We start from the raw sequence: 14,782 nt of genomic DNA, 5'->3' as shown, positions 1-14,782 counted from the left end.
GCTACCGCACACGGGTACATCGTTCGAGGCCGGCTCTGTGGGGGAAGTCATGACAACGGTCACGCCCTTGTTGACCGAGCTGGCGCAGGCCGGCGTCAAGCTGCGGCTCGTCGGCGACGATCGACTCGAGGTGACCGCACCCAGAGGACAGTTGGCCGACGAACTGCGGGCCGCCATCATGCGGCAGAAGGCGGAGATCGTCGAATGGCTGACCGCCCAGCGGAGCGATCCCGAGGAACCGGCCGAACTGCCGGTGATCGTGCCTGACGGCGACGGCCTTCACCAGCCGTTCTCCCCTTCGGATCTGCAGATGTCATTCCTCATCGGCAGCCGGGAAGGACTGGAGTACCACGTCCGGCCGCACCAATACATGGAGATGGACTTCGACGACCTGGACCCGGTGCGCTTCGAGAACGCGCTGAACCGGGCGATCCGGCGGCAGCGGGCGAACCTCGTGGTCGTCCGGGACGACATGATGCTCCAGACCGTCCGGGACCCGTCGCCCGTCCGCGTGCCGGTTACCGACCTGCGGCACCTGCCCGACGACGAGGCACAACGGGAGATCGAACGCGTGCGCGCCGCTATGTGCCGCGCGGAACTTCCGCTGGACCGGTGGCCGTGGCTGACGATGCACGTCTGCCTCTACGCAGGTGGTCGAGCCCGCCTGCACTACAACAACAACAACTTCTTCACCGACGCGCCGGCGACCGGGGGGCTGCTCGGTACGGTTCTCCGGCTATACCACGATCCGGACTTGGTCCTGCCGGAGCTGGAGCTGAGCTACCGCGACTGTGTCACGGCGCTTGCCGAACTCGAGGAGTCGGCTCTGGGACGGGCTTCCCGGAAATACTGGTGCGACCGGATGGCCGACTGGCCGAGCGCGCCGAACCTGCCGTTGGCCCCGGGGGCGGACTCCCGCGGACGCTCTCGGCTGGAGCGGCGGGAGATCGTGTTCCCCGCCGAGCAGTGGGATGCGGTGAAGGCGGCGGCGCGGAAGTTCGGGCTGACGCCGACCAACGTGCTGTGCGGGATCTATGCGGAGGTGATCGCTTACTGGAGCGGGTCCAGGCACTTCCTGCTCAACAACATGATGACCCACCGGTTGCCGCTGCATCCGCAGATCCGGGAGGTTCTCGGGAACTTCTCCTCGTTGTACCCCCTGGAGGTCGACTGGCGGCACGACGAACCGTTCCACGAGCGGGTCCGCCGGTTGCAGAACCAGGTGCTGGCCGACATGCAGCACGTCTACTGGAGCGGGGTCAAGGTGTTGCAGACCCTGAACCAGGTGCGGAAAACACCGGGGCGTGCCGTGTGCCCGTTCGCCGTCGGCAGCGCGTTGTTCGTGGGGCAAGCGGACCGCCCGGTCTACAGCGTGCTGGAGACGCCGCAGGTCCTGCTGGACTGCGAGTTCTGGGAGCAGCGCGACGGCAGCCTCTGGGTCGTCTGGGACGTCATCGAGGCCATGTTCCCGGCCGGTCTGATGGACGGCATGCTCGCGGGGTTCAATACGGCCCTGTCGTTGCTGGCACAGGGCGATAGCGCCTGGCGGCAAAAGGCGTTCGACCTGCTGCCGGCCTCCCAGCGGGACCAGCGTGACGAGTTGAATCGGCCCGGCTCAGAGCTGACGACGGTACTGCTGCACGACCCGCTGCCGCGGCAGGCGGCGGCCCACGGTGCCAAACCGGCAGTGATCACCCACGACGGCGCCCTGTCCTACGACGCCCTGCACCGTGCCGCTAACCAGCTCGCGGTGCGGCTGCGAGCCGAGGGCTGCCGGCCGGGGGACATGGTGGCGGTCATGTTGCCGAAGGGGTGGCAGCAAGCGGTGGCCGTATTCGGCGCGCTGACCGCCGGCGGTGCGTACGTGCCCATCGATCCCGCATGGCCGCACGACCGTATTCGCTACCTGATCGGCGACACCAAGGCCGTGGCAGTGCTGACCGATGTGGAGACCGGCGGCGCGTTGGCGGACCTTGACATCCCCGTGCTGACGGTGGAGCACCCGGACGAGGCACCGGCGGGAGCCGAGCCCGGCCCGGCGGAACGGGAGCCAGGCGACCTCGCCTACGTCATCTACACCTCTGGATCGACAGGCAAACCCAAGGGCGCGATGCTCGATCACCGCGGGCCCGCCAACACGATCGCCGACATCAACCGCCGGTTCGGGGTCGGTCCGGGCGACGTGCTGTTCGGCATCTCGTCGCTGTGCTTCGACCTCTCGGTGTACGACCTGTTCGGAGCGGTCGTCGCGGGTGCGACGCTCGTGCTGCCCTCTCCCGCGCAGACCACACCGGCGTCCTGGGTCGGTCTGGTGCGCGCGCACGAGGTGACCGTCTGGAATTCGGTGCCGGCGATCATGCAGCTCGCCGTTGACGAAGCGGAGTCCTCGTCGCTTGAGTTGCCCTCATTGCGCACGGTGCTGCTGAGCGGCGACTGGATACCCGTGAACCTGCCGGAGCGGATCAAGGCGGTCGCCCCGAACGCGAAGGTGATCAGTCTGGGCGGCGCGACGGAGGGATCGATCTGGTCGATCTGCTTCCCGATCGAGCGCCGGGAGCCGGGGTGGACGAGCATCCCCTACGGCAGGCCGCTGGCCAACCAGTCCTGGCACATCCTGGACGAGACGGGCAGGGACGCGCCGACCTGGGTGCCGGGCCACCTGCACATCGGGGGCGCCGGCGTCGCTCTCGGCTACTTCAACGACCCGGAGCGGACCGGTGCCGCGTTCGTGTCGCACCCCCGCGCCGGGGAGAGGCTGTATCGCACCGGCGACCTGGGGCGGTACCTGCCCAGCGGGGACATCGAGTTCCTCGGCCGATCGGACTTCCAGGTCAAGATCCAGGGTTTCCGCGTCGAACCCGGCGAGATCGAGCAGGCGCTCCTGGACCACCGGGACGTGGGTCGCGCGGTGGTCGTGGCCCGCGATACGGCGTCGGGCAAGCAGTTGGCCGCGTTCGTCGTCGGCCGGGACCGGGCCCCGGCGATCCCCGAACTGCGCGCGTTCCTGGCGGAGCGGCTGCCCGCCTACATGGTCCCCAGCTACCTCACCGTGCTGGACCACCTGCCGTTGACCGGCAACGGCAAACTGGACCGCCGGGCGTTGGAGACTCTGGAGCCCGCCGGCCAGCAGGGCGCGGGCCGGCGGGTCGAGCCCCGGACCGCGACCGAGGAGATGCTTGCCGCTATCTGGCAGGAAGTCCTCTCGGTCGAGGCGGTCGGTGCCGACGACGACTTCTTCGAACTCGGTGGCCAGTCCTTTGCCGCGCTCCGGGTCGTCGGATTGCTCACCCAGCGAACCGGCAGGCGGGTCCCCCTGGGTGAGCTACTCCGTCGCCGCACCGTCGCCGAGCTCGCGACGTGGCTGGACTCGGCACGGGACGACTGGTCGCCCCTGGTCACGCTCCGGCAGGAGGCCGCCGGCCGGCCGGCCTTCCTCGTGCACCCGGCGGGCGGCAACGTGCTGTGCTACCGGCGGCTCACCGAGCTGGTCGACCGGCCGGTCCGAGCATTCCAGGCCCCTGGCCCGGCGGTCGGCCGCAGGCCGTGGGAGGAGATCGAGGGCTTCGCCGACGAGTACCTCCAGGCGCTGCTCGACGTCCAGCCGAGCGGTCCGTACCTGCTGGGCGGCTGGTCGTCGGGTGCCGTGATCGCGGTCGAATTGGCACACCGGCTCGAACAACGGGGCGAGCTGGTCGAGCGGCTGGTGGTGATCGACTCCCCGGCGCCGCTGGCCTCCCGATCCATCGACGACATGCAAACCGTCCTGTGGTTCCTGGAGGACCTGGACGTCGGCTTCGACCCGGGTCTGCTGACTGACGCCCGAAAACGGGACCTGGCGACGCTTGGTGACGACGACCGGCTGGCCCGCGTGCTGGACCTCGCCCGTGGCAGCGGCTTCCCGGACGTCGAGCACACCGGACTGGCCGAGACCTTCGCGGTCTTCCGCGGCGTCGTGCGGGCGTGCAACCGCTACCGGGCGCCCCGGATCAACGCCGACGTGCTGGTCCTGCGGGCTCAGGACGGCAGGGTCGGCGAGTTCGCCGACCACCCGTACGCCGATTCACCGGACTGGGGCTGGGGTTCGGTGAGCACCGGGACGGTCACCGCGATCGCGGTACCGGGCACCCACCACACGCTGCTGAGCGACCCCGGCGTGGCCGGCGTGGCCGCAACGATCGAAGACCACCTGCGCCGGCACCGGTCGGGCAACTGACCAGGACAGGCCGCCAACGGCAGAGGGGAACCCGACATGGCGCAAGACCTGCTTCACGACCTGCACCACCGCGGCATCAAGTTGCGGCTGGTCGACGGTCGTCTCGACGTGCTCGCACCACCCGGCTCGCTCACCCCGCAACTGCGCGACGAACTGCGTTCGCGGCGTGACGACCTGATCGCGTTGCTCCGCCGGACCGGCGGCGACGAGCTGCCGGAGATCAAGCCTCGACCCGGCGAGCGCTACGAGCCCTTCCCACTGACCGACATCCAGCACGCGTACTGGGTCGGTCGCAACCCGGCGGTCGAACTGGGAGGTGTCGCCACGCACTTCTACTTCGAACTGGCCGGCGATGACCTCGACACCGCGCGTCTCCAGGAGAGCCTGCGCGCAGTGATCGCGCGCCACGACATGCTGCGGGCGATTGTGCAGCCGGACGGCCGGCAGCGGGTTCTGCCCGACGTGCCACCGTACGACCTCGTCGTCAACGACCTGCGTGGGCTGGTACCGGCGAAGCAGGACGCGGCAATCGAACAGGCCCGGGCGGAGATGGACCACCAGGTGCTGCCCGCCGACCGGTGGCCCTTGTTCGACATCCGCGCCAGCCGGCTGGACGACCGCAGGCTCCGGCTGCACATCAGCCTCGACGTGTTGATCATGGATGCTGCCAGTCTCTACCTGGTGTTCCAGGACTGGCGCCGGTACTACGAGGAGCCGGACGCGGTCCTCCCGTCCCTGCCGGTGACCTACCGGGACTACGTCGTGGCGGGGGAGGAACTCCGGGATACGGAGCGGTACCGTGCCGCGGAGCGCTACTGGCGCGACCGGCTCGACGACCTGCTGCCACCGCCTGAACTCCCGTTGGCGACCCAGCCCTCACAGGTGGCTGAGATGCGGTTCACCCGCCGCCGCACCCGGATACGGAGGGAGGAGTGGCGCGAGATCAAGGCGATCGCCAAGAGCCGGGGGCTGACACCGTCCGTGGTTCTGATGACCGCGTATTCGGACGTCCTGCGCAAGTGGTCCAAGCAGCCGGACTTCACCCTCAACCTGACCCTGTTCAACCGCCCGCCCATGCACCCGAGGATCGGCGAGGTCGTCGGTGACTTCACCTCGGTGACGATGCTCGCCGTGCACGCCGAGCCGGAGGACGCGTTCGTGGTTCGCGCTCAGCGGGTCCAGCAGCAGTTGATGCGTGACCTCGAACACGCGTCCTTCAGCGGTGTCCGGGTGCTGCGCGAGCGCGCCCGGCGGGTGGGCGGCGGACCCGCGGCCACCATGCCGGTCGTGTTCACCAGCGCGCTCGTGCTCTCCTCGGAAGAGGACGACTCGGCTGAGGGAATGCGATTCTTCGGTGAGTTCGTGCACGCGTTGAGCCAGACTCCGCAGGTCTGGCTGGACCACCAGGTCACCGAGGAACTCGGCGACCTCTACCTAGACTGGGACGCCGTGGAGGCGTTGTTCCCTGACGGCATGCTCGACGACATGTTCGCCAGTTACCAGGACATCCTCGCCCGGCTGAGCGCGGACCCTGCGGCCTGGGACCGGGCGCGGCCGCTGGTCACGCTGCCGTCCTGGCAGGCGGAGGAGCGGGAACGGGTCAACGACACCGCGAGCGACATCCCCGCGCGGACGCTCGACTCGCTCATCGAGGAGAGGGCGCGGCTGCAACCGGACGCGACGGCGGCGGTCGACGAGTCGGGAGCGGTCACGTACCGCGAGCTGTCCGGGACGAGCGAGAAGCTGGCCCGTCGGCTGGTCTCCGTCGGCGCCGCCGCCAACACCCTGGTGGGGGTGGTGCTGGAGAGGTCGACCGAGCAGGTCGCGGCGGTCCTCGGCGTCGTCCGGTCGGGAGCCGCGTACCTGCCGATCGACCCCGACTGGCCGGAGGCGAGGCGGAATGAGCTCCTCGCCCAAGGTGGTGCCGCCATCGTGGTTACGTCCCCACGCCTCCGTGACGACCTGGTCTGGCCGGACGGCGTCGAGGTCGTCACGCTCGAAGACGGTGATGTACCCGGAGCCCGGGCACCGCTGCCCGAGCCTTCGCCGGACGACCTCGCGTACGTGATCTTCACGTCCGGATCGACCGGACGCCCGAAGGGGGTCGCCATCGATCACCGCATGGCCGCCAACACCGTCCAGGACATCAATAGCCGCTTCGACGTCGGCCCCGCGGACCGGATGCTCGCCGTGTCCGCGTTGAGTTTCGACCTCTCGGTGTACGACATCTTCGGCGTCCTCGCCGCCGGCGGGACGATGGTGTGCCTGTCGCCCCGACGGGCGCAGGACCCAGCGCACTGGACCGACCTTGTCCGCCGGCACGGCGTCACGATCTGGAACTCGGTGCCGGCCTTGATGCAGGCGTGGGTCGACGCGAGCGGGACTGCCGCCGCGTTCGACGGTTCAGCTGTGCGCCTGGTCATGCTCAGCGGGGACTGGATCCCGGTCGGCCTTCCGGACGCGATCCGAGCGGCCCACCCACGGGCATCGGTGATCAGTCTCGGGGGAGCCACCGAGGGGTCCATCTGGTCAGTGCACTACCCGATCGGCGAAGTCCCCGGGCACTGGACGAGCATTCCGTACGGCACGCCGCTCGCCAATCAGCGGCTGCACGTGTACGACGAAGCGCTGGAGCCCTGTCCGGTGTGGGCGATCGGGGAGATCTACCTCGGCGGGGCCGGAGTGGCCAGGGGATACTGGGCGGACCCGGAACGGACCGGCGAACGGTTCGTCGTCCATCCGCGGACCGGCGAACGCCTGTATCGGACCGGTGACCTCGGCCGTTACCTGCCGGGTGGGGACATCGAGTTCCTCGGCCGGGAGGACTTCCAAGTCAAGATCAACGGTTACCGGATCGAGCTGGGCGAGATCGCCTCGGTCCTGCGCCGGCAGCCCGGTGTGGGGGAAGCCCTGGTCGGCGTCGACACCAACCCCACGACGGGCAGGCGCCAGCTGGTCGCGCACGTGGTGACCGCCGGCGACGCCGAAGGGCCGGAAGCCGAGCCCCTGTCGATCCCCTGGCACGAGGTCGCCGAGGCGGGGCAGGTCCGGTTCCGCCGCGGGATGGACGAGGACGCCGAACAGCTGTCGGCGTACCGGGATCTCGGCCAGGCCACGGAACGCCTGAGCCCGCTGATCATGGCACGGACATTATCCCGGTTGGGCGAGTTCACCGCTCCCGCACGCACGGCGACCGCCGGGCAGATCGTCCAGCGCTGCGGGCTCAAGCCCGGGTACCTCGCTCTGGTCCGGCGGTGGATGGCCACGATGGCGGCGACCGGCTTCCTCAGCCCGACCGGTGCTCCGGACGAGTACACCTGCGACACTCCGCTTGACCCCGGTGAACTGGACGACCGCATCCGGTCCGGACTCGGCGTACTCCGTGTCGAGGGAGCACTGCGGACCCTCCTGGAGTACTTCGGGAACTGTGCCGACAACCAGGTCGAACTGCTGCGCGGCGAGATGAGCCCGCTGGAACTCCTGATGCCGAGCGGAAGCGACCGGGTCACCAGCGCCCTGTACGCGGACAATCCCGTGTCCCGGCTGCAGAACCAGGTCGCCGCGTCGGTCGTCCGAGCCGTAGTGGACGGCATCGGCGGCACCAGCCCGGTGCGCGTCGTCGAAGTGGGTGCGGGGACGGGGGCGACGACGACGCAGGTGCTGGCGGGTCTGCCGGCAGATCGGGTCCGCTACCGCTTCACCGACGTCTCGACCTACTTCACCGAGCGGGCGAAACGGGAGTTTTCCGTTTACCCGTTCGTCAGCTGCAGCCGGTTCGACATCGACGAGCCGCCTGCCGGGCAGGGTTTCGAGCCGGGAACGGCCGACGTCATCCTCGCCGCGAATGTCCTGCACGACGCCAAGGATCTCGATCGCACCCTCGGCCACCTCCGCTCACTGCTCACCCCGGGCGGAGTGCTGGTGCTGATAGAGAGCACGGTGAACTCGCCTTTCCAAGCCGTCACCGTCGGATTCATCGAAGGGTTGACCTACCACCAGGGAAAGCATGAGCTGCCGTTGTTGTCCGTCGCCGAGTGGCAGCGGCACCTCGACTCCTCGGGGTTCGTGGGATTCACCGCCCTCCCCGGTGACGAGGTGCCGGCGGAGGACCTCGACCAGCGGGTCCTGCTAGCCGGAGCGCCGGGGGAGCACACCGGTGTGGAGCCGGGGCGGTTACGAGCGGCTCTGGAGAGCGAGCTGCCCGGCTACCTGGTCCCGCAGCACTACCTGCTCATCGACCGGGTGCCTCTGACCGCCAACGGCAAAGTCGACCGCAACGCGCTGCCCTCGCCGTGGGACAACGTCCGGGCGGCGGAACCCGTGCCGCCGCGCGATCCTGTCGAGCACAAGGTCTTCGAGATCTGGTGCGAGGCACTCGAACGCGACGACTTCGGCGTCGAGGACGACTTCTTCGAATTGGGTGGTGATTCGCTGCACGCCGTGCGTATTTTCGGCCGGCTCAACGACGAACTCGGGATACAGCAGGGTGCCGACGACGGACTGCGGATGCTGTTCGACAACCCGACGATCGCGGGGTTCGCCGCGGTGCTGCAAAAAGTCGATGGAGCGGTGAGGGAGTGACTTCCTTCGCGCCGCGAGGCGGCTGGGATGACGTGATCGTGGGCGCCGGGTCCGCCGGGGCTGTCCTCGCCGCGCGGCTCTCGGAAGATCCCGAACGCCAGGTACTCCTGATCGAGGCGGGCAGCGGCGGGATTCCGCCCGGCGATGAGCCGGACACGCTCGGGACGCCGGTCGTGACCGGCTACAACTGGGACTATTCGGCACACGTCGGCTCGCGTGCCGGGCGAGGTCGGCGGTATCCCTACCCCGTCGGCAAGGTCCTCGGGGGTTCCTCCGCCGTCAACGGTGCGATCGCGTTGCGCGGCTTGCCCGCCGACTTCGACGGCTGGGCGGACGCGGGCAACCCGCTCTGGGCCTGGGAGCACGTGCAGCCCTACTTCGTCCGGATCGAGGACGACCCGGGTGCCGGCGCTCCGGGCCACGGGGTGGGTGGACCGATCCCGATCAGGCGTCCGCACCACGACGAGCTCAGTGTGATCACTTCCGCGTTCCTCCGCGCCTGCGCGGACAACGGCTTGCTCGAGGTGCCCGACCTCAACGGCGGGCCGGGCACCGGGGTGGGGCTGGTACCGAGCAACGCCAGGGGCAACACGAGGATGTCCACCGCGGCCACGTACCTGGCCTCGGCGGTGGATCGCCCGAACCTCACCGTCCGGACAGGTTGTCGAGCGGTCGCACTCGTACGGAACGGCCGGCGGGTGACCGGCGTCGAGGTGGTGTCGAACGGCAGGCTCCACGAGGTACTCGCAGGCCGGGTCGTCCTGTCTGCCGGGGCCGTAAACACGCCCGCCATCCTGCTCAGGTCGGGAATCGGCGACGCCGAACGGTTGCGGCGGTTGGGAATCCGGCAGACTGCCCATCTCCCCGGCGTCGGGCGCAACCTCGCCGACCACGTGGCGGTGGCGATGTGGGCGGTGCCCAATCCGGGGGTCTGCCAGGACGGGGAGCCCTGGCACGAGGCGATGGCTAGGGTGGCATCCGGAGCTGGCGGGCATCCGGACCTCAACTTGTTCCTGGCGAACAACGTGTCCACCTCGGCCGTTCCGGCCCTGGGCCAGATGGTGGCGGAGGAGAAGGCCGTTTCGTTGTCCGCGATGCTGGTTTCACCCGCGTCGCGAGGGGAAGTTTTCCTGACCGAGGCGGACGCCGATCCGACGATCGTGCTCAGGCTCGTCACGAATCCGGGCGACGTGGAATCGCTGATGTGCGGCGCGCGGCTCGCGTGGGCGGTGGTCAGGTCGTCGCGGGTCGCCGAACTGCTGAAGCACCTGGTCGTGTGGACCGACCGAATGGTCGAGGACGATTCGACCTTGCGCAGGATGGTCGAAACGTTCGCCGCGCCCACGCTGCACCCGTCGGGAACCGCGCGAATGGGGCCGGAAACCGACGACCTGGCCGTGGTCGACCAATGCTGCCGGGTGCACCAAGTGGAGGGTCTGTGGATCACCGACGCATCGGTGATGCCGTCGATCCCCAGCGCGCCGACCAATCTCACCTGCATCATGCTCGCGGAAAGGGTGGCCGAATGGATGGCCGAGTCCGGCAAAGCTTGAACACCGCGCCCAGCGAGGGGTCGGATTCCTGGTGCGTGCGGTGGCGGCGCGTGCCAGGTGCCCGGTTGCGGTTGTTCTGCCTGCCCCACGCCGGTGGGGGCGCGACCGTGTTCCGGCAGTGGGCACAGTATCTGGCGCCCGAGATCGAGGTGATCGCGATCCGGCTGCCTGGCCGGGAGACGAGGCGCGGGGAAATCCCTTTCACCAGTGTCGACGATCTCGTTCCCGCACTGATGGCGGCGATCAGGCCGTGGATCGACCGCCCGTACGCGTGGTTCGGGCACAGCCTGGGCGCGTTGGTCGCGTTCGAGGCGTGCCGGGCCGCGCGACGGCTGTGCCAGGCCGAGCCGACGTGCCTGGTGGTGTCCGGCAACCCCGCTCCCCACGTGCCCCCGCGCGAGGGTCTCGCTCCCGGAGCGCCGGCGTCCGAGTTCGTCGCCAAGCTCAAGGAGCTGAGCGGAACCCCGGTCGAACTCCTGAACAACCCGTCGGCGTTGTCCTCGATCCTGCCGACTTTGCGCGCCGACTATACGATGGTGGAAACCTACACTTGCCGTGAGGAACCGCCCCTGGATTGCCCGATCACCATTCTCGGTGGTATAGGAGACCATTCTACGAGCTTTGAAGAACTTGACGGATGGAAACGGCACACCACGGCTGGGGCGGTCGTGAGAATGATTCCGGGCGGGCATTTCTTCGTAGCTGAATCGATCGGTGACGTATTGCCCGTTGTCGCTGCGGACATCCGGGCGGCGTCGGGAGGGCGGTGATCATCGTCTAAGGGGATCGGTAGTGCTTCGGCCAGGTTGGGTCGTGGACACCGTCGAACCACACCTGTTGGCCAGTAACACACTTTAGGGGTATGCTCGGCCTCGATGGGGGTGGATCCTGTAGGGGTCGGGGGTCGGTGACACGGGGGGAAGTGTGGGCCTGGTCGAACGCGATGAAGAGCTGGCCGTCATTGATCAACTATTCCGGAATTGTTCCTCCGGTCGCAGCAATGTCGCCTTGATCAGTGGGCCTATGGGCAGTGGTAAGACCGTGTTTCTGGAAGCGGTCGAGCTGCGTACGCGTTCTGCGGGTGCGCATATCCTACATGCTGCGGCGTCCCGGGTCGAACACGCGGATCCGCTGGGTGCGATAGACCAGTTGCTCAGGGATACCAGCCTGCCCGCTGAATTCGCCGAGCGCGTTGCCGAACTGCTCGACGAGGGACTCAACACGATCTGGCATTCCGATCAGTCCCGGGTCGCCGGCGGCGAGGCTGCGGTGGCACGCGGTCGTTGGCACACCCGGATGTGGGAAGTGCTGCGTGACTTGGCGATCGATCGACCCGTCGTGCTGATCATCGACGACGCGCACAACCTCGATCCGGCGTCGCAACAGTGCCTGCTGTACCTCCTCCGGCGGTTGAGGTCGGCGCGGATCCTCGTGCTGCTCGGTGAACGCGCGTCCGCTCGGCAGGCGAAACCGGTTCTTCGTGAAGAGTTGCTGCACGAGTTGCGCTCCCGGCTCATCGAGCTGGCGCCGCTGTCCGAACGGGGGATCGCGCGCTTCCTGGCCGACGAACTCGGCCAGGACACCGGCGATGCGCTGGTTTCGGTGTGCCACTCGGTCACTGGCGGCAACCCGCTTCTGGTATGGGCTCTCGCCGAGGACTGTGCGGCGGCTGGTACCGCGTCGGAGGGGACCCTCCCCGTGGGTGACGCGTTCCGGAGGGCGATCGAGAACTGCGTGGTGCGGTCCGAGGCCTCGGTCCAATTGGTCGCCCGCGGTCTGGCGATCGTCGGCGACCAGGCGTCGACGATGGTGCTGGGCAAGGTGCTGGGCCTCTCCGATGTGCTCGTCGCGGACGCACTGACCGCGTTGCGGGATGCCGGTCTGCTCAACGGATGGTGTTTCCGCCACGAGGCGATGCGAGAGGTGGTGCTGTACGGGATCCCGGCCGAACAGCGAACGTCGCTGCACGCCCGTGCCGCGACCACGTTGCACGAGTACGGCGCCCCGGTCTTCGCCGTCGCCGAGCAGTTGCTCGCCGCGGACGTCGTGCCGAGCGCCTCGATGGTCCGAGTCCTGCACGAGGCCGCGGGACAGGTGCTTTCCGCTGGGGAACCGCGTTCGGCCATCGGCTTCCTCAGACTGGCCAACCGGTCCACCGCCGGTGGGCGACTGGACGTCGCGACCAGGTCCGCCCTGGCGTGGGTTGAGTGGCAACTCGATCCGGCTTCGGTAGTGAGGCACATCCCGGCCCTTCGCGTCGCCTTCAAAGCGCACCAGCTCGGCGGGCAGGGCATTGTCAAGCTGTTCGCCTACCTGCTCTGGCACGGTCGCATCACCGATGCGCTCGACATGCTCGAAGACGTGCAACGGGCCCAGTCCGGCGAGGACGCGGGTCCCCCGGACGCGGTCGACATCCGGACACTCCGGTTCTGGGTCGGCCACCTGTACCCAGGTGCCGCGCACCCCGCGGTCGCGGACGAGGCGCACCAGGGCGCTCCGCTGCTCTCGGCCCCGCAACCGCTGAAGAGCGCGTCGCTGGTGGCCCATATGCACGACAGCGCCCACGCGGAGAAGGTCCTCATCCAGGCCGAGCAGATCCTGCACAGTTCGCGGATGGACGACATGACCCCGGTGTCGATCACCTCGGCACTGGTGGCGATGATCTACAGCGACCGATTGAGTTGTGCGAGGTCATGGTGCGACAGCTTCCTCGAGGAGGCCGCGGTCCGCCGGATGACGACGTGGCACGGTCTGCTGGCGGCGCTCGGGTCGGTCATCAACTTCCGGCAGGGACGGCTGGAAGCGGCGAGCGCTCAGGCGCACCGTGCGCTGACGGTCATCCCCGCGGCGAGCTGGGGTGTCGGGGTCGGACTGCCGTTGGCCGGCGCCTTGCTGGCAGCCACCGCTACCGGCGATCTCGCGGCGGCGAACTCGTACCTGAGCATGCCGGTGCCGGACGTCATGTTCAAGACGCCGTTCGCCCTGCACTACCTGCATGCCCGCGGCAGGCACCTGCTGGCGAACAACCACTTCCACGCTGCCCTGGGCGACTTCACGGCCTGCGGTGAGCTCATGACCTCATGGAATGTGGACGCGCCCGCGCTCGTGCCGTGGCGCAGCGACTCCGCGATGGCCTACCTCGGTTTGGGGCAGTCGGACCAGGCAAGGCGACTCGTCGATGAACAGGTGGTCCGGCTGGCACCCGGCAACTCGCGGGCGAGGGGGATCTCTCTGCGCGTACGTGCGTTGACAGAGGACGTCGTGGACCGGCCGGCAGTGCTTCGGGAGGCTATCGACGTGCTCCAGGACAGTGGCGACCGGCTCGAGGCGGCCCTGGCATACGCGGACCTCAGTCAGGCCCACTACGCCCGTCACGACCACCGGCTCGCGTCGAAAGCCGCGCGCAGTGCGCGTGAACTCGCCAAGGAGTGCGGCGCGGTGAACCTGCTGCGCGCGCTGCCGCCGGAAGCGGGTCACCTCGCGCCGCACGAGTTACCTGGACCCCGTGTTCCCGGAGACCTCAGCGCGGCGGAGCGCAAGGTGGCGGCTCTGGCCTCCAAAGGATTGACCAATCAGCAGATCGCCAACCGGCTTCACGTGACGATCAGCACCGTGGAACAGCACCTGACCAAGGCATACCGGAAACTCAACGTGGCGGGCCGGGCGGAACTGCCTCTGGAGTTGCGCCTGGAACCGTCCGGTCCCCGTCCGTAGGCGCCATCCTCGCGGCCAGCGCCGCCACCACCCGACGCACCTTCCCTGCGGGGGCCAGACCGCCGGGCGAGTACCGGTGCAAAAGGTGGTGGACCGTGCCGACGAGGGCGAGTGCGAACGCCTCGGTGTCCAGGTCCGCCGCGATCCGCCCCAGGGCCTTCTCTACGTCGAGGTACCTGCCGAACGCCTTCTCTATCTCGTCGAGCCCCGGTGCGCCGGCTTCGAGCGCCTCGCGTACCCGGGGCGCCAGAGCCGGCCTCGACGCCATGAGGGCGGCGAGCGCGGGCAGGTCCGACACCGGCAGTGCCAAGGCCGCCTCGGTGAGGTTGCCGGCGACCGTGCCGGTGCCGGCCCGAGCGGGCAGTTCCTCGGCTCCCCGTGCCGCCAGTCGTGCCCGTTCGACGGCGAATTCGGTGAGGAAGTCGTCGAGACTGCCGAAATGGTTGTAAAGCAACCCCGTCGCGCACCCTGCTTCCCGGGTGATGGCTCGGCCGGTGAGGCCGCCCGGCCCCTCCCGGGCCAGCACGCGCTCGGCGGCCCGGAAGAGGTGGTGCCGGAGATCGGTGATCGCGACTCCACGGGGTGACATGGGAACCAATCTAGACGTTCCCGAGTCGGCCTGCGACCTCGCGGTATGTCCTGGACTTGCCAGGTATGAACACGCACTCATACACTATGAGCGCAGTGTTCATACTTGTGTGATGAAGCTAAGAGGAGAGGC

At 68.7% G+C, this 14,782-nt stretch carries 6 protein-coding genes; 5 read left to right on the top strand and 1 reads right to left on the bottom strand.

Translation table 11 applies throughout. The annotated features are described in order from the left end of the window. Nucleotides 1-49 precede the first annotated feature (49 nt). From BMY97_RS40610 to BMY97_RS40590, 5 genes are all read left to right on the top strand, one after another. Nucleotides 50-4,213, top strand: a complete 4,164-nt coding sequence (locus tag BMY97_RS40610) for a non-ribosomal peptide synthetase (protein ID WP_091628322.1) — start codon at nucleotides 50-52, stop codon at nucleotides 4,211-4,213. Nucleotides 4,214-4,249: 36 nt separating this feature from the next. Next, nucleotides 4,250-8,794, top strand: a complete 4,545-nt coding sequence (locus BMY97_RS40605; protein ID WP_091628320.1) for a non-ribosomal peptide synthetase — start codon at nucleotides 4,250-4,252, stop codon at nucleotides 8,792-8,794. Then, a complete protein-coding gene (locus BMY97_RS40600; protein ID WP_091628319.1) occupies nucleotides 8,791-10,347 on the top strand; it encodes a GMC family oxidoreductase in 1,557 nt (518 codons plus the stop codon). Before BMY97_RS40605 ends, BMY97_RS40600 begins: the two co-directional genes overlap by 4 nt. 65 nt (nucleotides 10,348-10,412) lie before the next feature. Next, nucleotides 10,413-11,117, top strand: coding sequence for a thioesterase II family protein (locus tag BMY97_RS40595; RefSeq protein ID WP_177231775.1), 705 nt, complete (start codon nucleotides 10,413-10,415; stop codon nucleotides 11,115-11,117). A 154-nt stretch (nucleotides 11,118-11,271) separates the two neighbouring features. After that, on the top strand, nucleotides 11,272-14,061 hold the full coding sequence (locus BMY97_RS40590) for a helix-turn-helix transcriptional regulator (protein WP_091628316.1): 2,790 nt from the start codon (nucleotides 11,272-11,274) through the stop codon (nucleotides 14,059-14,061). Here the strand turns inward: BMY97_RS40590 and BMY97_RS40585 are convergent. Then, nucleotides 13,994-14,650 carry a TetR/AcrR family transcriptional regulator gene (locus BMY97_RS40585; RefSeq protein ID WP_091628314.1) on the bottom strand — a complete coding sequence of 219 codons (657 nt, stop codon included), beginning with the start codon at nucleotides 14,648-14,650 and terminating at the stop codon, nucleotides 13,994-13,996. The genes BMY97_RS40590 and BMY97_RS40585 overlap by 68 nt on opposite strands. Nucleotides 14,651-14,782: the final 132 nt, after the last annotated feature.

The sequence above is a fragment of the Amycolatopsis saalfeldensis genome (genome assembly GCF_900110575.1).
GTDB classification, from domain to species: Bacteria; Actinomycetota; Actinomycetes; order Mycobacteriales; family Pseudonocardiaceae; genus Amycolatopsis; species Amycolatopsis saalfeldensis.
The sequence above is the reverse complement of the archived record's forward strand: the minus strand, read 5'-3'. Positions and strand labels throughout refer to the sequence as shown.

Bases quoted from the DNA above. Each gene is read 5' to 3' on its own strand.
- BMY97_RS40610 (WP_091628322.1), top strand. From the start codon at position 50: ATGACAACGGTCACGCCCTTGTTGACCGAGCTGGCGCAGGCCGGCGTC.
- BMY97_RS40585 (WP_091628314.1), bottom strand. From the start codon at position 14,650: ATGTCACCCCGTGGAGTCGCGATCACCGATCTCCGGCACCACCTCTTC.
- BMY97_RS40605 (WP_091628320.1), top strand. From the start codon at position 4,250: ATGGCGCAAGACCTGCTTCACGACCTGCACCACCGCGGCATCAAGTTG.